Origin of the sequence: Aeromonas sp. HMWF016 (genome assembly GCF_963878195.1) — a bacterium.
Classification (GTDB): domain Bacteria; phylum Pseudomonadota; class Gammaproteobacteria; order Enterobacterales; family Aeromonadaceae; genus Aeromonas; species Aeromonas lacus.
In genome coordinates this window covers 46,404-64,894 of record NZ_CAWNWX010000077.1, presented here as the reverse complement: position 1 = coordinate 64,894, position 18,491 = coordinate 46,404, and the positions used below count along the sequence as shown (strand labels likewise).

Annotated in this window: 17 protein-coding genes; 6 read left to right on the top strand and 11 right to left on the bottom strand. The window is 57.7% G+C overall.

The window, feature by feature from the left end; genetic code table 11:
• The 4 genes from AACS24_RS11400 to AACS24_RS11385 all read left to right on the top strand — a co-directional run.
• A partial coding sequence (locus AACS24_RS11400; RefSeq protein ID WP_258222907.1) for an FUSC family protein occupies positions 1 to 1,628 on the top strand: 1,628 nt, incomplete at its 5' end.
• A 115-nt stretch (positions 1,629 to 1,743) separates the two neighbouring features.
• The gene (gene parE / locus AACS24_RS11395; RefSeq protein WP_108570746.1) at positions 1,744 to 3,654 is read left to right on the top strand and encodes a DNA topoisomerase IV subunit B; all 1,911 of its coding nucleotides are present in this window, start codon (positions 1,744 to 1,746) and stop codon (positions 3,652 to 3,654) included.
• An 83-nt stretch (positions 3,655 to 3,737) separates the two neighbouring features.
• Entirely contained in the window at positions 3,738 to 6,032 is a 2,295-nt protein-coding gene (gene parC, locus AACS24_RS11390) for a DNA topoisomerase IV subunit A (RefSeq protein WP_108570745.1), read from the top strand.
• A gap of 46 nt (positions 6,033 to 6,078) precedes the next feature.
• The gene (locus AACS24_RS11385) at positions 6,079 to 6,933 is read left to right on the top strand and encodes a hypothetical protein (protein WP_146181415.1); all 855 of its coding nucleotides are present in this window, start codon (positions 6,079 to 6,081) and stop codon (positions 6,931 to 6,933) included.
• Positions 6,934 to 7,296: 363 nt separating this feature from the next.
• Here the strand turns inward: AACS24_RS11385 and AACS24_RS11380 are convergent, their stop codons facing one another.
• Entirely contained in the window at positions 7,297 to 8,205 is a 909-nt protein-coding gene (locus tag AACS24_RS11380; RefSeq protein ID WP_108570744.1) for a LysR family transcriptional regulator, read from the bottom strand.
• 87 nt (positions 8,206 to 8,292) lie between these two features.
• Between AACS24_RS11380 and AACS24_RS11375 the strand changes: the two genes are divergently transcribed.
• Positions 8,293 to 9,537 (top strand): MFS transporter, encoded by a 1,245-nt coding sequence (locus tag AACS24_RS11375; protein ID WP_108570743.1) that lies wholly within the window; start codon positions 8,293 to 8,295, stop codon positions 9,535 to 9,537.
• Positions 9,538 to 9,849: 312 nt separating this feature from the next.
• Here the strand turns inward: AACS24_RS11375 and AACS24_RS11370 are convergent, their stop codons facing one another.
• The 3 genes from AACS24_RS11370 to AACS24_RS11360 all read right to left on the bottom strand — a co-directional run bounded on the left by AACS24_RS11370 (position 9,850) and on the right by AACS24_RS11360 (position 11,146).
• Positions 9,850 to 10,425 (bottom strand): disulfide bond formation protein B, encoded by a 576-nt coding sequence (locus tag AACS24_RS11370; protein ID WP_108570742.1) that lies wholly within the window; start codon positions 10,423 to 10,425, stop codon positions 9,850 to 9,852.
• Between the two features lie 9 nt (positions 10,426 to 10,434).
• Positions 10,435 to 10,593: a DUF5993 family protein gene (locus tag AACS24_RS11365; protein WP_162850503.1), complete on the bottom strand. Its 159-nt coding sequence runs from the start codon at positions 10,591 to 10,593 to the stop codon at positions 10,435 to 10,437.
• Positions 10,594 to 10,963: 370 nt separating this feature from the next.
• On the bottom strand, positions 10,964 to 11,146 hold the full coding sequence (locus tag AACS24_RS11360; RefSeq protein WP_258222905.1) for a hypothetical protein: 183 nt from the start codon (positions 11,144 to 11,146) through the stop codon (positions 10,964 to 10,966).
• 154 nt (positions 11,147 to 11,300) lie between these two features.
• Here AACS24_RS11360 and AACS24_RS11355 point away from each other — a divergent pair, with 154 nt between their 5' ends.
• Complete coding sequence (locus tag AACS24_RS11355) at positions 11,301 to 11,681, top strand: VOC family protein (RefSeq protein ID WP_108570741.1); 381 nt, start codon at positions 11,301 to 11,303, stop codon at positions 11,679 to 11,681.
• A gap of 116 nt (positions 11,682 to 11,797) precedes the next feature.
• On the opposite strand, the gene AACS24_RS11350 is transcribed toward AACS24_RS11355, so the two are convergent.
• The 7 genes from AACS24_RS11350 to AACS24_RS11320 all read right to left on the bottom strand — a co-directional run bounded on the left by AACS24_RS11350 (position 11,798) and on the right by AACS24_RS11320 (position 18,395).
• Positions 11,798 to 13,285, bottom strand: coding sequence for a peptide MFS transporter (locus AACS24_RS11350; RefSeq protein WP_258222904.1), 1,488 nt, complete (start codon positions 13,283 to 13,285; stop codon positions 11,798 to 11,800).
• Positions 13,286 to 13,955: 670 nt separating this feature from the next.
• Positions 13,956 to 14,858 carry a cold adaptation protein AtcC gene (gene atcC / locus AACS24_RS11345; protein WP_108570739.1) on the bottom strand — a complete coding sequence of 301 codons (903 nt, stop codon included), beginning with the start codon at positions 14,856 to 14,858 and terminating at the stop codon, positions 13,956 to 13,958.
• Positions 14,859 to 14,869: 11 nt separating this feature from the next.
• Entirely contained in the window at positions 14,870 to 15,637 is a 768-nt protein-coding gene (gene atcB / locus AACS24_RS11340; RefSeq protein WP_005335887.1) for a cold adaptation protein AtcB, read from the bottom strand.
• Between the two features lie 12 nt (positions 15,638 to 15,649).
• Positions 15,650 to 16,192 (bottom strand): cold adaptation protein AtcA, encoded by a 543-nt coding sequence (gene atcA, locus AACS24_RS11335; protein ID WP_108570738.1) that lies wholly within the window; start codon positions 16,190 to 16,192, stop codon positions 15,650 to 15,652.
• A 23-nt stretch (positions 16,193 to 16,215) separates the two neighbouring features.
• Positions 16,216 to 16,500, bottom strand: coding sequence for a cold adaptation protein ActJcold adaptation protein ActJ (gene atcJ / locus AACS24_RS11330; RefSeq protein ID WP_005343121.1), 285 nt, complete (start codon positions 16,498 to 16,500; stop codon positions 16,216 to 16,218).
• A 279-nt stretch (positions 16,501 to 16,779) separates the two neighbouring features.
• On the bottom strand, positions 16,780 to 17,520 hold the full coding sequence (locus tag AACS24_RS11325) for an SDR family NAD(P)-dependent oxidoreductase (RefSeq protein ID WP_108570737.1): 741 nt from the start codon (positions 17,518 to 17,520) through the stop codon (positions 16,780 to 16,782).
• Complete coding sequence (locus tag AACS24_RS11320) at positions 17,517 to 18,395, bottom strand: NAD(P)-dependent oxidoreductase (protein WP_108570736.1); 879 nt, start codon at positions 18,393 to 18,395, stop codon at positions 17,517 to 17,519. Before AACS24_RS11320 ends, AACS24_RS11325 begins: the two co-directional genes overlap by 4 nt.
• Positions 18,396 to 18,491: the final 96 nt, after the last annotated feature.

The following is an 18,491-nucleotide window of genomic DNA, read 5'->3' as shown; positions in this document are numbered from 1 at the left end:
CCATCATCGCCTTCTCCTGCGTCAATGTGGCGGATCCCCACCATATCTTCGATATTGCCCAGGCGCGGGTGAGCGAGGTGATCATCGGCATCCTCTGCGGTGGCCTGATGATGATGATCCTGCCCAGCACCTCGGACAGCGAAACCCTGCTGGAGTCCCTGCGCAAGAGCCAGACCCGCCTGCTGGAGCATGCCCAGCTGCTCTGGCTGGGGGAGATGACGCCCGAGGTTCGCAGCTCCCACGAGGGGCTGATCGGCCAGATCCTCACCATGAACGTGCTGCGCATTCAGGCGGTCTGGAGCCATCACCGGCTGCGGCGCCAGAACCGGCTGCTCAACTTCCTGCTCCATCGCCAGCTGCGGCTCATCAGCCTTATCTCCAGCCAGCGCCGCATGCTGCACAACTGGCCGGAACAACCGGAGGGCATTCAGGCGCTGCTCGCCACCCTGCTGACCGAGCTTGGCAAGCCGGAGTGCGACAAGTATCGGATTGCGAGGTTGCTGGCTCCCCTGATGCCGACCAGCGAGCATGATTATCGGCTGCGCACCTTTTTGCTGCGGCTGCGCCACTTTTGCTGGAGCTATCTGGAGTGCCAGCGCTGGCTCGACCGGTTGACCCGCTACGACGATCAGGAGTGGCCGGCGCCGCCCAGTCACACTTCCCTCACCAGCCATACCGACACGCTGGAGGCGGCCTACAACGGCGGGCGTACCTTCCTCTGCGTGCTGCTCGGTTGCACCTTCTGGATCAACAGTCAGTGGGATGCGGGCAGTTCGGCGCTCACCATGCTCTCCATCTGTTGCGTGCTCTACTCGGCGACCCCGGCACCGGCCCAGGGGGCCAACACCATGCTCAGGGCGATCCTGTTGCTGAGCCTCATCTGCTTTGCGGTCAAGTTTGGCCTGATGATCCGCATCGACGACTTCTGGGTCTTCTGCATCTTGCTCTTTCCGGCGCTGCTTACCATGCAGCTCTGCAAACAGCAGCAAGTGCGTCAGGCTGGCCTCTGGGGCCAGATGATTGTGCTGCTCGGCTCGTTTCTCGCCATCACCAATCCGCCCAGCTACGACTATCAGCAGTTCATCAACAGCAGCCTCGCCCAGATGCTAGGGGTGATGAGCGCCGCGCTGGCGTTCCAACTGCTGCGCCCCAGTTCGGATCGGCGCAAGAGCCGCCGCATAATCCGCTCCCTGCGCCGCCATTTCATGGATCAGCTGGAGCCGGCCCCGCGCCAGAGCGAGAGCCAGTTCGAGTCGCTGATCTACCACTGCATCAGCCAGCTGGGTCAGAGTCAGGATCAGACCGCCCGCATGTGGGTATTGCGCTGGGGCGTGGTGCTGCTCAACTGCAGCCATATCGTCTGGCAGCTGCGCCAGTGGCGCGGTGACGAGCACCCCCTCTATCTGGTGCGCGACAACTGCATCCGTTGCCTGAAGGGGATCCTCACCGAGCAGGGGGTGCAGCACGCCTCTCTCGGCCGCACGCTGGCCGAGCTGCAGCGGATCAGTCAGGGGCTGGCCAACCATGGTGATGGCGCGGCGCGAGAGCTGGCAGGCATGGTGTGGCGGCTGCAAAGCTCGCTCTCCCAGCTGCAACAGGCGCTGCCGGGCCCCGCCGAGGGGAGCTGAAATAGCCTCCGGAGGGAGACAATCCCCTCCGGATCACCCTTTCCCGCAGCCAAGTTTGTCCAATACCCTCCCAACGAGTAAGATTCTCCCCAAACGTCAATTCGCAAGGCCCTCCATGTCTACTCAATACAATGCGGATGCCATTGAGGTCCTCAATGGCCTTGAACCGGTGCGTCGCCGCCCCGGCATGTATACCGACACCACCCGGCCCAACCACCTCGGCCAGGAGGTCATCGACAACAGCGTCGATGAAGCGCTGGCAGGTCACGCCCGCAATCTGGAGGTGATCCTGCATGAAGACCAGTCCCTCGAAGTGATCGACGACGGCCGCGGCATGCCGGTCGACATCCACCCGGAAGAGGGTGTCAGCGGGGTGGAGCTTATCCTCTGCAAGCTGCACGCGGGCGGCAAATTCTCCAACAAGAACTACCAGTTCTCCGGCGGTTTGCACGGGGTGGGTATTTCGGTAGTAAACGCCCTCTCCGATCGGGTTGAGGTGACGGTACGTCGCGACGGTCAGGTCTACGACATCGCCTTCGAGCGTGGCGAGAAGGTGCAGGAGCTGACCATCACCGGCACCTGCGGGCGTCGCAACACCGGTACCCGGGTGCGCTTCTGGCCGCAGGCGAGCTACTTCGACTCGCCCCGCTTCTCGGTCACCAAGCTGGAACACCTGCTGAAAGCGAAAGCGGTACTCTGCCCTGGCCTCACCATCAAGTTCCTCGACAAGAACACCGGCATCAAGCTGGAGTGGTGCTACGAAGATGGCCTCAAGGATTATCTGATCGACGCGGTCAAGCAGTTCACCTGCCTGCCGGAGCAGCCCTTTATCGGCTCGTTCAGCTCCGAGCAGTCGGCGGTGGACTGGGCGCTCTGCTGGCTGCCAGAAGGGGGCGAATGCCTCGCCGAATCCTATGTAAACCTGATCCCCACCGCCCAGGGCGGTACTCACGTCAACGGTCTGCGTCAGGGCCTGCTCGACGCCATGCGCGAGTTCTGCGAGTTCCGCAACCTGCTGCCGCGCGGGGTCAAGCTGACTCCGGAAGATATCTGGGATCGCTGCGCCTACATCCTCTCCATCAAGATGCAGGACCCGCAGTTTGCCGGTCAGACCAAGGAGCGCCTCTCCTCCCGCCAGAGCTCGGCGTTCGTCTCCGGCGTGGTGAAGGACGCCTTCAGCCTTTACTTGAACAGCAACACAGAGCTGGCGGAGCAGATCGCCGAGCTCTGCATCTCCAGCGCCCAGCGCCGGATGCGCGCCGCCAAGACGGTGGTGCGCAAGAAGATAACGCAAGGCCCGGCGCTGCCCGGCAAGCTGACCGACTGCAACTGCGCCGACCCCATGCAGGGCGAGTTGTTCCTGGTGGAGGGTGACTCCGCGGGCGGCAGTGCCAAGCAGGCGCGGGATCGCGAGTTTCAGGCCATCATGCCGCTGCGCGGCAAGATCCTGAACACCTGGGAGGTGGAGGCCGGTCAGGTGCTCGCCTCGCAAGAAGTGCACGACATCTCGGTCGCCATCGGGCTCGATCCCGACTCCAACGACCTCAGTGGCCTGCGCTATGGCAAGGTGTGCATCCTCGCGGATGCGGACTCGGACGGTCTGCACATCGCCACCCTGCTCTGCGCCCTCTTTGTGAAGCACTTCCGCACGCTGGTGGAGAAGGGCCATGTCTATGTCGCCATGCCGCCCCTCTACCGGATCGATATCGGTAAAGAGGTCTACTACGCCCTCGATGAGGACGAGAAGAACGGCGTGCTGCAGCGGGTCGAAGCCGAGAAGAAGAAGGGCAAGGTGATGGTGACCCGATTCAAGGGTTTGGGTGAGATGAACCCGAAACAGCTGCGGGAAACCACCATGGATCCCAACACTCGCCGTCTGGTGCAGCTCACCATGGAGCCGGCAGGAGAGAGTGAAGGGGATGCGGCTGACGAGACCCTGCAGCTGATGGACATGCTGCTGGCCAAGAAGCGGGCGGGTGATCGCCGCGAATGGCTTGAAGAGAAGGGCAACCTCGCCATCATCTAAGCCGTCGGCCGGCCCTGTCGGGGCCGGCAAGCATTTAGCCGGAGTCGCCCTGTGGCGGCTCCCGAACCGAAAGAGAAAATCACATGAGTGATGCTATCGAGCTCAGTCTGGACGGGGTAGAGCGCCAGCCAATGCGCACCTTTACCGAACAGGCTTACTTGAACTACTCCATGTACGTCATCATGGATCGGGCCTTGCCGCATATCGGCGATGGCCTCAAACCGGTGCAGCGGCGCATCATCTACGCCATGAGCGAGCTGGGTCTGTCGGCGCTGTCCAAGCACAAGAAGTCCGCCCGTACCGTGGGTGACGTGCTGGGTAAGTACCACCCCCACGGCGACAGCGCCTGTTACGAAGCCATGGTGCTGATGGCCCAGCCCTTCTCCTACCGCTACCCGCTGGTGGATGGTCAGGGCAACTGGGGTGCGCCGGACGATCCCAAATCCTTCGCGGCCATGCGTTATACCGAGGCGCGTTTGTCCCGCTTCTCCGAGCTGCTGCTCTCCGAGCTGGGTCAGGGCACGGTGGAGTGGACGCCGAACTTCGACGGCACTATGAAAGAACCCGTGGTGCTGCCTGCCCGCCTGCCGCACATCCTGCTTAACGGGGTGACCGGTATTGCGGTGGGGATGGCGACCGACATCCCGCCCCACAACGCGCGGGAAGTGGCTTACGCCTGTGCCGAGCTGCTCGACAACCCCAATGCGGGGCTGGATGTGTTGATGCAGCACATTCAGGGGCCGGACTACCCGACCAACGCCGAGATCATCACCCCGCGCGAAGATATCCGCAAAATCTACGAGACCGGCAAGGGCTCCATCAAGCAGCGGGCGGTTTGGAGCGAGGAGGATGGCGACATCGTCATCACAGCGCTGCCTCATCAGGCCTCCGGCGCCAAGATCATGGAGCAGATCGCCGCCCAGATGGTGGCGAAAAAGCTGCCGATGGTGACCGATCTGCGCGATGAATCTGACCACGAGAACCCGACCCGTCTGGTGATCGTACCGCGCTCCAACCGGGTGGATGTAGAGGGGCTGATGGCCCACCTGTTCGCCACCACGGATCTGGAGAAGAACTACCGGGTCAACCTCAACATCCTCGGCCTCGACAACCGGCCGCAGGTGAAGTGCCTCAAGACCATCCTCAGCGAGTGGATCCAGTTCCGCCGCGAGACGGTGCGTCGCCGCCTGCAGTTCCGCCTCGACAAGGTGCTGGCTCGCCTGCACATCCTCGAAGGCTTGCTGATCGCCTACCTCAACATCGACGAGGTGATCGAGATCATCCGCACCGAGGATGAGCCGGGCAAGGTGATGGTGGAGCGCTTCAACATTACCGAGACCCAGGCCGAAGCGATCCTCGAGCTGAAACTGCGCCATCTGGCCAAGCTCGAAGAGTTCAAGCTGCGCGCCGAACAGAACGAACTGGCCGAAGAGCGCGACAAGCTGGAGCTGATCCTGGGCTCCGAGCGCCGTCTCAACACCCTGCTCAAGAAAGAGCTGCTGGCCGATGCCGAGAAGTACGGCGACGATCGCCGCACTCCGTTGGTGGAGCGTGCCACTGCCGTGGCGCTGACCGAGAAAGAGCTGGTGCCGAGCGAACCGGTCACTGTCATCCTCTCCGACAAGGGGTGGGTGCGCGCGGCCAAGGGCCACGATGTGGACGTGGCGGGGCTCTCCTACAAGGCGGGGGACAGCTATCTGGCCCACGCCTGTGGCCGCAGCAACCAGCAGGCGGTGTTCCTCTCCACGCTGGGGAGAACCTACGCCCTCGAATCTCACACCTTGCCATCTGCGCGCAGTCAGGGCGAACCGCTCACCGGCCGCTTTGCGCTGGGGGCAGGGGAAGAGGTGCGCCATCTGGTGATGGGCAACGAGGGTGAGCCCTACCTCATCTGCTCCGATGCCGGTTACGGCTTTGTCTGCACCTATGACGACCTTATCGGCAAGAACAAGAACGGCAAGGCGCTGCTCACCGTGCCGGAAGGGGGTCAGGTGATGGCACCCCAGAAGATTGGCTCGCCAGAGACCGATCTCTGCATGGCCATCTCCAACGAGGGGCGCATGCTGCTGTTCCCGCTCAACACCCTGCCGGTACTCGGCAAGGGCAAGGGCAACAAGCTGATCAGCATCCCTTCGGCGCGGGTCAAGGCGCGGGAAGAGTTTATGGTGATGGCTGCCATTATCCCGCAGGGGCAATATGTCACCCTGTTTGCCGGCAAGCGCAAGCTGACCCTCAAACCCTCTGATCTCGACTACTACCGCGGCGAGCGCGGCCGCCGTGGCGCCAAGCTGCCCCGCGGTTTGCAGCGGGTCGATCGTATCGAAATTGAACCCGCCGCCGGTGCCGAACCCGCCGCCGGGGAAAATCAGGAAGGGTAATTAATAAAGAAGGGCGCGAAAGCGCCCTTTTATTTTGGAAGGAACAATGGATATATTATGTTTTTTTGCTAATGCAGTTTTTATTGGTGATGAGATTACTTATTTTGATGATGGTGGCTGGTCTAAAAACAAAATAACATTTCATGCTTTTGGTTATGATGTTGAATGGACTCAAAAAAATGGTTTCAATAAGTCATTTATAAATGACCGACGTTATGAATTTATAGAGACATCGAGTGCTTTAGTTAAAGGGGTAGAGGATATAGCACATTTTGAAGCTAGTATGGTCAAGCTATCTTATATGTTGTCGTTTGCACTAAACTCTCAGGTGGTATTTTACTCATATATAGAAAATACAAATAATCAACCATCATATGGCAAACAGCTCTCAGTTATGGGTGTATATTCAGGTGCATCACCACTATTAAGTGCTACCAATGGATTGTTGATCAAAAGATTCATTGAAAGCTGTTGGGTTCGATTTGATGAACTCTATCATACAAGGAGGTTAAATGTTGTTATTGACTATTTTACAACCGCTGACGCTAAGCAATTGCAAGTAGAGATAAAGTTGTCACTATTTTACACGTTGCTTGAATGCTTAAAATCCACATATGCGAAAGCTAATGGATACCAATTTAAAGATGGTTGGTTTTATTATAGGGGTAGTGATTGTAAAATTAAAGATAGCTCTTTATTAATTAAAAGAATGCTCTCTGATACTGGCATGGAACTGCCTTGTGGAATTCTGAGTGAACGTAATAGCCTAATACATGAAGGTATATCATTAGCAAATGGAGAGAGTGTTTTTACTTTGTATTCACAAGGGCGGGACTTGATTGGTGAGTATATTTTAAGGATTCTTGGATTTTCAGGTGAATATTGTTTGTATAATGGATGAGGAATGGAGACGAAAGAAATATAACTCTTATTATTCTGATTACGCTTAGCTGCGCGAGCCTACTTGATTCAATGCTCTGCCGTATGTCGATTACTGCTGTGATAGCTTGCCCCCTCTCATCCCCAACCCTTCTCCCGCAAGGGGAGAAGGGAGCGCCGGAATCACCGCTGGGTGATGGCATGACCACTAGGGCCAAAGGTTGGTATTGATTTGTTCCCTCTCCTTTTGGGAGAGGGCTAGGGTGAGGGGCCGTAGATCCGACTAGCGCAGCGTAATCAGATGTTCACGAATGCTAAAAACTGGAAGGCACCTTTTGATATTTTGAAAAGTTAGCCTGACCTGTTGAGGTTTTACCGATTTTAGCTACTGATAGCCCATAATATTTTGTCGTACGAACTCAATAAATACACGCGTTTTAGCAGGAAGATATTGGCGATTCGCATAAACAGCAAACAACTGCAATGGGGCGGCGGGTAGCTCAAGTTCAATTTCAACCAAGCTGCCATCATCAATAAAATCCTGGCAAGATACCTTGGCAAGAATGGCAAAACCTACTCCGGCTATTGCTGCTTTTAACGCCAGTTCGCCACTATTGACCCGGTAGTGTTCATTCACCTGGATGGTGGAAAATTCACTGCTCGTGCGAGTAAATTGCCAAGGCATCCCTTTCAGTGCGCTCACCGTAGTTATGCAGGGGAGAGTTTTGAGTTGTGATGTGTGGTTGGGAAGCCCCCACTTCTGGATCAATGAAGGGGAGCCAACAACAGTACAGGGAATGGTGGTCAAATGGCTGGCTATGTAATCGCAATCATCCATCTTGCCTCTGTGAATGATGATTGCCATGTCCAAATCCTCTCTTAATGATTCAAGTCCGGAGAGATTGGTAATGCAGCTGATCGTTATTTCAGGATGTTGACAGGCAAAGTCGGCAATGGCAGTACCGAGCAGTTTTGGCCCAGCCTCATTTGGGATGCAGATGCGTAATGGCCCTTTCAGCTGAATCTGCTGTGATGTCAATTCAGCCTCGGTTTGCTCCAGTGATTCCAGCAGTGGTTTTACTCGGGTATAGAGCAGTTGCCCTGATTGTGTGAGCTTCATATGGCGGGTTGAGCGTTCAATCAGTTTAAGGTTCAAGGCTTCTTCCAATTGAGAAATACTGCGGCTCACATTTGAGGTGGGGATTTGAAGGGTTTTAGATGCCCCGACAAAACTGTTGTTTTCAACCACTGCAATGAAAATTTTCAGCGCGTTCAATTCCATGCCGGTACGCATTGATTATCCCTAATCTGATAACAATTCATGCCATTTTAACGAATAAAATTAAAATGTGATAGTGGGTATACTTTTTATCTCTAAAGATTGAGAGTAAACACTATGATGCTAGATAAAAATAATGTGGCTAAAAAAACTCACAATAATAGTTCGGTTATGGATTTTAACGTTGTTTGGTTGGCCGCATTGATTCAATTGGTCAGTGCTCTTGATTTCATGATGATTATGCCTCTCGGGCCTGATTTATCTCGCGCACTAAATATAAGTCCAGCCTACATAGGATATTTAGGTGGCGGATATGCACTGGCCGCCGCGCTATCATCGTTGCTATGTGCCAGATATCTCGACCGATTTGATAGAAAGCATGTTGCGCTGATCACATTGTTTGGTATCACGCTATCCACTTGGGCCTGCGCATTGGCATGGGATATGGAAAGTTTATTATTTACCCGCTTGCTGGCCGGTATGTTTGCCGGTCCGGCAACATCTATTGCTCTGGCGATCGTTGTGGATGCCACACCAATAGATCAACGTGGTCGAGCGATGGCCATCGTGATGGGGGCATTTTCTTTGTCAGCGATTGCCGGTGTACCGTTGGGATTGGAGCTGGCAATGTTGAAAGGATGGAGTGCACCTTTTTATGTTGTCGGTGGCTTGGGAGTGTCTGTCTGTATCGCGGCTTATATAAGACTGCCCGCTATGACAGCCCACTTGGGACTGAATCAGAAAGCATTTTCATCAATGGAAATGTTGAAGCGACCTGTGGCATGGAATGCGTTTATGGCAATTGGGTTGGCAATTTTCAGCACCTTTCTTATGGTTCCAAATATTGCTGCTTATTTTCAATTTAACCTTGATGTACCTCGTGGTGACATGAGTTATTACTATGTCATGGGGGGTATATTTACCCTGATTGCAATGCAGCTTGGAGGATTTTTTATTGACCGTTTTGGCGCAATGAGAGTGACTGTTTTGATGGGAATATTGACTATTGTCATTGTTTGGGATGGCTTCTTGCGTGCCCCTTGGTTGCCGACCATAGTGATTTTCACGTTATTCATGGCTGTTACATCAACACGAACGATCACTGTCGCTGCTGTTAATAGTCAAGTTGCAGCACCTTGGGAAAGAGCGGGGTTCATGTCATTACAAAATGTTTTTCAACATATATTCAGTGGTTCGGCTGCCGTAGTGTCTTCGATGATTCTAACGAATGTCGATGACCACCTTGGCAACATGACTACATTGGCTTGGTTGACTATTGGACTGACTGTTATTCAACCAGTATTTCTTTATCAGTTGCTCAAGCGTTTATGTTTGGTTGCCAAATAACAGAATGATTGATGATTCCTTCTTTTACCCTCCCTCATCTCCGACCCTTCTTTCCTTATCTATGGCAAAGAGTGGGAGAAAGGAGCCCGGATTGCAGCAATTTTGGAATGCGTGACAGCTACGACTACAGGTTGGCAGGCGCAGATCCCCTCTCCTCTTGGGAGAGGGTCAGGGTGAGGGGAGGTAACCGTAGGGTGCAATGAAATTGCACCGTTATTGAATCCGCGAGGTTGCCGCTGCAATGAGCCGGGTTTGTTGCGCCTTTGGGCAATATAAGGCGGCAATAAAAGGTGGCGGACTGGCCGCCACCTTTTAACGCAGGCTCAGTAGCTCATAGATGACGGGATTATCGGCGCACTGTCCCGCGCCGCACTCCAGCACGGTCGAGATCAGGTTTGCCGCAATCAGCAAGACAAACAGCAGGGAGGCCATGCGCCCCCAGCGCGTCAGATCCAGCTTGGGCAGCGTAATGGCGAGCCCGTCCCGCACCATCAATATCAGGGCGACGGCCAGGATGATCAGCAGGGCGCTGACCAGCGACCAGCTATAAAAGTGCAGCCCGAGAAAGGTGGAACCATAGCCGGGATCGCCGGGCAGAATATGCAGCAGCACCTGTCTGGCGCCGATCATGGCGGTGGTCAGGGCGCCGACAATCACGATGCCGTAGTGGGCCCCTTTTGCGCCAAATTGCAGGTTGAACATAAAGCCGAAACCGGCGACGACCAGGCCGACCCGCTGCAATAAACACAAGGGGCAGGGGAGTTCGGCAAGATAGAGCTGGTAATAGAAGGCGACGAGCAGGGTCAGGCAGATGCCCGCCAGCCCCAGCGTGTCGAGCAGCTGGGGCAGGTCACTCTTCGCGGCGGTGGCAGAGGTCGAAAGGCTCATGGCGGGCTCCTAGAACGAGAGGGTGAGCGGGTCGGTCACATGGTGCATAAAGGAGAGCAGGGTCACCACCAGCAACACAGCCCAGAGCAGATAGGAGGCGCCGCGCTTGTTCAGCAAGATGCTGATCCCCGTTATCAGCGCCAGCAGGAAGGGCAAAAACATATACATCTCATCTCTCCTTATTCATGGTGAGCCGGGCTCACAAGGCTTTGAGTATATGGCGGGTGGCATAGGGCGACCCGGCAAACAGCCGTCGCTATATGGCTCCGACTTCAATCATCGTACCCCTGTCGGCGGGAAATACCTACTGGGTGGTCAGGGCTGTGCAGATTTCCCTTACACCCCGATCTGCGCGATTGTTTCATCAGTGCGACAGTAAAAAAATAGATTGGTTGCTTTGGTGCAAAAATAACCATCGGCGTTGCACCAGCAGCCTGAAACGAACCAGCCATCCCACCAAAAGCAGAGGCCCCGCAATCCATGATGGCGGGGCCTCTGGTCTTGTCTGCGGCTCACGCCGCCAAGTGGTTCAAACCTATCAGACGGGGATAGCTGTCGCCGCCGGAGGCGGGGTGATTTTCGAGGCGATCAGCAGGCGCAGACGGGGCACCAGCAACAGCAGGACGATCCCGCCCGCCATCGATCCCCAGCCCAGCATGTTGAACACCGAGCTGTAGCACGGGTTGGTGGCCACCGGAGAGCTGCCGATATTCTGCGGCATGGCGCTGGAGTTAAGGGGTCAAATCCACCTACTTGCTCAACAAATAGCCTCGATGTTGACCCGCTTGCGTGGATTTGATGGATAGTATCATGGCAATAATGGGGCATGACTTGGTCTGCACTGTGCTATCGCTAGCTAACAAGGAAGGGGTTAGATGGTAAATATTGGGATGCATTTTGAAATTCCGGTGACGGATATGCAGCGGGCAATCGCCTTTTATTCTGCTGTTTTTGATATCGAGTTCGAGCGTGCCGAGATCGATGGCAATGAGATGGCGCTATTCCCGCTTATTGATGGTGCTGAGGGCTGTTCCGGTGCCTTGGCCAGAGGGGAGAGTTATGTTCCAAGTCTGGATGGCACGCGTATCTATCTGACCGTGAACAATATTGATCGTGTTATGGCGGATGCTCTATCGGCGGGCGCCAAGTTACTTTACCCCGTGACCCTGGTGGGGGAAGCCATCAAGGTGGCCGAGTTTCAGGACTCTGAAGGTAACCGGATTGCCTTGTTGGATAAGGCGATTTGCGCTGATTAGCGAAGTCTAAACAGGCGTTTTCCGATCCATGTTGCCAAAAGCAGAGGCCCCGCAATCCATGATTGCGGGGCCTCTGGTCTTGTCTGCGGCTCATGCCGCTTGCTGGTGCAAGCCGATCAGACGGGAATGGCTGTCGCCGCCGGTTGCGGGGCAATTTTCGAGGCGATCAGCAGGCGCAGACGGGGCACCAGCAACAGCAGGACGATACCGCCCGCCATCGAGCCCCAGCCCAGCATATTGAACACCGAGCTGTAGCCCGGGTTGGTGGCTACCGGAGAGCTGCCGATATTCTGCGGCATGGCGCTGGAGACATAGCCCGCCAGCACCGAGGCAACGCCGGTCACCATCATCCAGCAGCCCATCAGCAGACCCTGCAGGCTGGCGGGGGCCAGCTTGCCGATCATGGCGTAACCGATGGGGGAGATCAGCAGCTCGCCAAAGCTCTGCAGCACATAGCTGATGGCGATCCACTTGAAGGCGACCAGCCCGTCGGCCCCCGCCAGATGGATACCGAGCGGTAGCACCAGCATGCCGAGCCCCATGCAGAACAGGGAGGCGGCAAACTGGGAGGGGATATCGATATTCCAACCCTGCTCGCGCAGTCGCTTGAACAGCAGTGCCATCAGGGGGCCACCGATGACGATGACGAGGGTGTTGATGTTCTGGATCCACTGGGGGGCGACCCGCAGCCCGAACACGTTGAGGTTGATGTTGTGCTCGGAGAAGAGCATCAGCCCCATGGGAGCCAGCTGGTAGAGCGACCAGAAGATGAGGGAGCCGAGGGCAAGGATCAGGTAGGCCACCATGCGGCTTCGCTCGGCGGCGTCCGGGTGGCGGGCGGTCATCACGCAGAGCAGCACCAGCACCACAGCCCCCAGGATCAGCACGAAGCTGCCGCTGAAACTGGCGTGGGTCAGCAGCAGACGCAGCGCCGGCACTAACATGGCCAGAATGGCGATCCCGGCCAGCATGCGGCGGTAGAAGCCGCTCCCTTTGACATGGCGCAGCGGGGTGCTGATATCCGCCAGAATCGACCAGCAGGCGAAGGTGGCGATGATGGCGATGATGTTGCCCAGCGTCGCAAACAGGAACAGGGTGCGGTAATCCTCGGTGAGCTGGAAGTAGCCCGCCACCGTGAAGCCGATAAAGAAGCCCAGATTCATCCCGGCGTAGTTCCACAGGAAGGCGCTCTCGCGGCGGTGGTCATCCGGGGCGAAGCGCTGGGTCAGCATCATGTTGAGGCAGGTGACGTTGAGGCCGCTGCCGGTGAGGAACATGGCGAGCCCCCAGTAGAGGCCGGTGATCCCCATCTCGGCGATGAAGTAGCAGCCAATCACCTGCAGCACCATCCCCATCACGAACAGGTTGCGGTTGCTGAGGTAGCGCCCGCCTAGATAGCCGCCAAACAGGTGCAGGCCATAGTTGAAGGCCCCGAAGACCCCCATCATGGCGTTGGCCTGGGATTCGCTGAAGCCGAGCCGCTTGGTGGCGTAGAGCACCAGCGTGGAGTAGAGCACGGCAAACCCCAGGGTCGAGAAGGTCTGGATAAAGAACAGCGCCCCGGAGCCGGGGGGAATGGTGGGGTGTTGATTCGAAGCGCTCACGGTCTGTCTCCTGTGAGAGAAGAAAGTCATAACTCGTCCTGAGAGCGTACCGGTCTGCTGCCGGCTAGCCTTGTGCGCTTCCATGCTGGTCTGAAGGCCGGTCTGTCATTTAGCGGTCAAGCGGTGCAAATAGCCATACCTGAAATTTAATCTGGCGAGATTAATTGTCTTTTATTGATCTATTCCGGTTTTTTATGCGGTTTTGGCTGCTGAAACGCTGGCGCTGGCGGGGCGGCAATCAGATTGAGTGGGGTTGAATGGAGCCCGCTTTGGCCTTGGCTGATCTGATAGTGGGATCGCCATCCCGCTTTTGGCTGCTCTCGCGCCATCGCTGCCAACATGTTGAGTGGCAGCTTATTTATTCAGTTTCATTCTTTGAGTGAATAAATATCCGGGATTGGCGTATGGCCCCGCGCAGTGACAAGAGCCACAGAGGGCAATGAACAGAGTGAGTTGCACCACTGATCTGTTCCCCAGATTGCCGGTGCAATGCGTTGCGCTTGGTGTACCCCACGTGTTGCTCGGCAGCCCGAGGGAGGCTTGCGCTTGTCCCCTCTCCCTTTGGGAGAGGGTTAGGGTGAGGGGAACATCCCGGATATAACAACGCCCGGCTGGCCGGGCGTTGGGTCATCCCACATTGGGGGCAACAAAAGAGGCGGCGAAGTGCGCCCTAGAAGTTGTGGTAGAGCGGCCAGCCGAGCAGCGGGTGCTTGAGACCGGCGCGCATCTCGATGTTGTCGAGCTTCTCCGGCGAGGCGTTCTCTTTTTGCAGCAGCTGGTACTGGCGCACAAAGCCGAGGGTGTGCAGCAGATTGGGCACAAAGCCCGGGCTCAGCTCCTGCCGCAGTGTGGCGGCCATGTCGGCGGGCAGCGCGCTCAGCATCAGGGCGAGTTGGGCGGCGAGATAGTCGGTGTCGTACCAGCCCTCGTCGAGCTCAATCTCCCGCGCCAGTTTTCGCTTGAGATCCTGCTTCACCTTGAGCGGGGCGGCGCCACTGCCCTTGCCGCAGAGGATGCGGTAGAGCAGCGCTTCGGCCAGCTTGTCCTCCATGGTGGGGTGGTCGCTCTCGCAGGCGAAGAAGTGCTGGTCGATGAGCTCCATCAGGCGGCTCTTGTTGTGCTCGGTTAGCGCCTTCTCGTACTCCTGCCACCCTTGCCACTCCTCCACATCGGGCGGGCTCGAGATCTTGTCCAGCAGGCGGGCATCCACGTCACCGTAGAGGCTGTTGCCAGCCTGCTTGGGGCTGACGGTGATAAGCATCGACCAGCCCTTCTGGAACGGCTTGATGGGGCCTTCCGGCGCCTGCAGCAGCGCCAGCGCCTTGGCCGGATCTCGCGCCGAGAGTTCCTGCAGGCCGAGGCTCACCACGCCGATAACGTCGTGGGCGGCCTGTTCCAGCAGGTGCATCTTGTACTTGTTGTAGTACTTGTCGGCGAACTTGAGGCTCATCAGCACCGCCTTGCCCTTGATGGCGGCCAGCTGTTGCTCGCTCAAACGTTCATTGTCGCGGCCAAAGCGCAGCACCTGGGTCAGAAAGGGGCCCTGGTTGGCATCGCGAATGACTAACTGCATGAATGGGCTCCTTAATCCAGAAAGCTGAACATGTCGTCGACGTCGCCGTACTCGTCTTCCTCGACCTTGTTCTTCTCTTTGGCCTGCATCACCAGCTCGGCGGCAAACTTGTTGATAATGCCGTCCCAGGTGGAGTGCTCGTTGCGCAGCAGCGCCTTGATGGCTTTCTCCACCTCGGGCGCCAGCTCGCGGATCAGCATCAAGAGGCTGCGCGGGTCATCCAGCGCGTAGTCGTGGACATCCTCGCTCTGCTGGCGCTCGCTGTAGCGCAGGGACTCTTCGAGATCTTCCTCTTCTGCGTGCAGCACGTCGCGATACCCTTCGTCCTCTTCATAGCGATCGCCGCGATAGAACTCGATAAAGGGGATGGCGAGGTAGAAGAGACCGGCCGGATCTTCGGCCACGCACTCGAGGATCTCGCGCTGCTTGGCTTCGCTATCCTGGGTGCGGATCAGGTAGTTGAGGAAGTCGAAGGTGTGCTGTTGCAGTTCGTCGGCGTTGTTCTTGATCGCCTCCTCCCAGTAGAGCGGCTGCTGGCAGACGATGTCGCGGATCCGCTCCGGGGTCATTAGCTCGGAGATGATGGAGGGGAAGGAGATATCGTGCTGGCCGTTAATCTGGGTCAGGGTAACGATATCAATGTTTTCAATCACTTCTGCCAGCTGGTCGTCAGACATGGTCTTGGCGATCAGCTCGAACTTCTCGCTGGCCTGCTTCGGCTCGATAACGGCCAGCTCTTTGATCTCGATGGCGGTAATTTCTATCAGACTGTTGCTCATGCCTTGCCCCAATTAGAAACGGACTTCGTCGTACATATCCTGATCGCCGTCGTCATCACCATAGCGGTCACTGCCGCCATGATAGTCGGCGTCGGCATCTTCCCCGTCTTCATCTTCTTCGTCGCGCAGCTCGTAGTCGTCATCGGCACGGTGGCCGCCGCGCGGCAGCGGGTTGTCGAGCAGGAACAGCACGGCGCAGGCTTCCATCAGCTGATCTTCGCTCTGGGCCCGCACCGCCTTGACCAGCGGCAGGGCGGCGTTGTTGAAGCCGACGCTCACCTTGAACTCGTCCCAGCCCGGCAGCTCGCCGCTGGCGAGCCACTTGTTCCACTGCGACTTGGCCTTGGCCGGGAACTGCACCCGGCCATAGAGGGCCAGCGGCAGATACTCGGGCATAAACTCCAGCATGCTCATGTCGGCCAGCAGCAGGCTCTTCATCTGGTCGGTGAACTGTTCCAGCCCCTTGGGGTCGTCCTGATCCCGGTAGGATTCGATGTTTTCGCTGGCATCGCTTTGCAGCGACTTGAGCCGCGCCTGGTCCCATCTCTTTTGCATAGTTGCTCTTTCTGCCTGCTGTTTCAGGGGTAGAACTGATCCCACATCTCCTGCATGGCGGAGGCGGGGTCGGTCACGATGACGTTGTTGAAATCCTTGATAAAGGCGGCCCGCTGTTTCGGATCGGACAGCACTTCATAGGCCTGCTTTACCTGGTGCAGCTTGATGGCTGCCTGCTCTTTCTCTTCTTCACTGGCCCCGTGCAGCTTGTCGGGGTGGTACTGGTTCGATAGCCGACGATAGGCTTTCTTGATGTCGTTTTCGCTGGCGTTGGACTTGACGCCCAGCACCCGAAAGTAGTTGTTCATGGCAGATCCTGCATCACTGGCATCATAGGATTCACGCTGCGAGTGCCTGATGGTGGGGATTGGCAAACCAGGCACGGCAAAAACCCGTCATTTTAACGGAAACAGCCCGCCAACGCGATGAGTTGGGCGATCAATTAACGGGCGAAATGAAGAGGGGTCAGTTGAGTGCCTATTGTTGCCAGTCGGTCAGGGCAGTGCAAGGGTGGCGGGGCAAAAGCGATGAAAAAACGGGCAAAAAGGCGTCGGCGGCAGGCCGGGGCGAGGCTGCCGCCGCAGGGGTTACTCCTCCCAGAAGGAGGCGGAGGTGTGATAGATCATCTTCTTGCTCATCCCGCCATCGACCACCAGATTGGCGCCGTTGATAAAGTCGTTCTGGGGATCCGCCAGAAAGAGGCAGGCACGGGTGATGTCGTCGGGGCGACCGACCCGGCCACTCGGGTGCTGGCGGTGATCCGCCTCGGTCAGGGTGTGGTAATCCTCCGCCTGGATCCAGCCCGGACTGATGGCATTGACCGTGATGGGGTCGTCAGCCAGCGAGTTGGCGAGGGACTGGGTGAGGGCGACCAGTGCCCCCTTGGAGGCGCCGTAGGCATCCCAGCCCGGTTCGTTCTGCTGCCAGCGGGTGGAGGCGATATTGATGATGCGACCATAGGGCAAACCGCGATTGGCCTGCACAAAGGCGCGGGCACAGAGCATGGCGCCGCGCACATTGACCGTCATCACCTGATCGAACTGGGCTGCGCTCAGATCCTCGAAGCGGGTGTGGAACTTGCTGATGGCGCCGTTGTTGATCAGCAGATGGATGCCGCCATGTTGCGCGCGCACCTCGGCAAAGAGGCGTTCGATGGCCTGCTCATCGCGCAAGTCGAGCGGATGAAAGTGGATCTCGGGATGGTCGAAAGCGTGAGGAGCCAGATCGGTGGCAATCACCCGATAACCCGCCTCGGCCAGCCCGATACAGAGCTGGCGGCCAATCCCGCCAGCGGCGCCGGTGACCAGTGCGATTTGTTTACCGTTCATAGTGCCGCTCCATTGCGTGCCCGCAGCACCTTGATGAGGGCTGACACCTCCTGCTGACCAAACCCTTGCGCCACCCCTTCCTCAAACAGATCGGCGGCAAAACGCGGGAAGCGGCTGTCGATCCCGGCGTCGCTGGCGTGACCGGCGAGGCGGCTGATGGCGGCGCTCCAGGTTTTCAGGCTGGCGTAGGGGTGATCGAAATCGCCGCTCGCCAGCGTCTTGCCAAGGTGGGCCACATCGCCCCCCAAGATCGGCGACAGCTCGCTGAACTGGGCGCACACCTTGGCCACCGGTAGCCCTTCCGCCTCGCAGATCAGCGCGCCGTGCAGGGCACCTAGCAGACCACCGGCAAAGTAGGCGGCGACGGCGCAATCTTGCGCCGCAGCGGCGCCCACCGCCTCGGCCACATGGTCGAGGGTGGGGGCGAGCAGGCGCAGCACCGGCTCGGCGTCGCTAAAGGCGGTGCTGGCCCCCGAGCAGATGATGCTGGCATCGCTGGTGCCGATCTGATCCGGGAAGCAGAGAATGGCGCCATCGAGATAACGGGCGCCGCGGGCGTGGCTCCAGCTCTCCAGCGCTCTTGCCCCCTGCGGGCTGCCGGTGGAGAGCTGCACCAGCAGCTTGTCCGCCACGGCGTCGATCGCCTCATCCAGCAGCTGCTGGCTGACGGTGTAGTTATCGACGCAGACAAGGGTGATATCGCTTGCGGCGATGGCCGCGCCAACCGAGGGGGCGAGTGTCGCACCCAGCGCCTGCAGCGGGGCCGCCTTGGCGGCGCTGCGATTCCAGACGGTGACCGGATGGCCCGCCTTGAGCAGGGTGGTGGCGAGGGCGGAGCCCATGGCCCCGAGGCCGATGACAGAAAGATGGCGCATGATGGCTCCTGACGGTGTTGATAGACGCTGATATAGGGAATTGAGATGCTTTGTGGCAGGTAAGCCACTATATTTGCCCAGTGTCGCCGTGAAAAA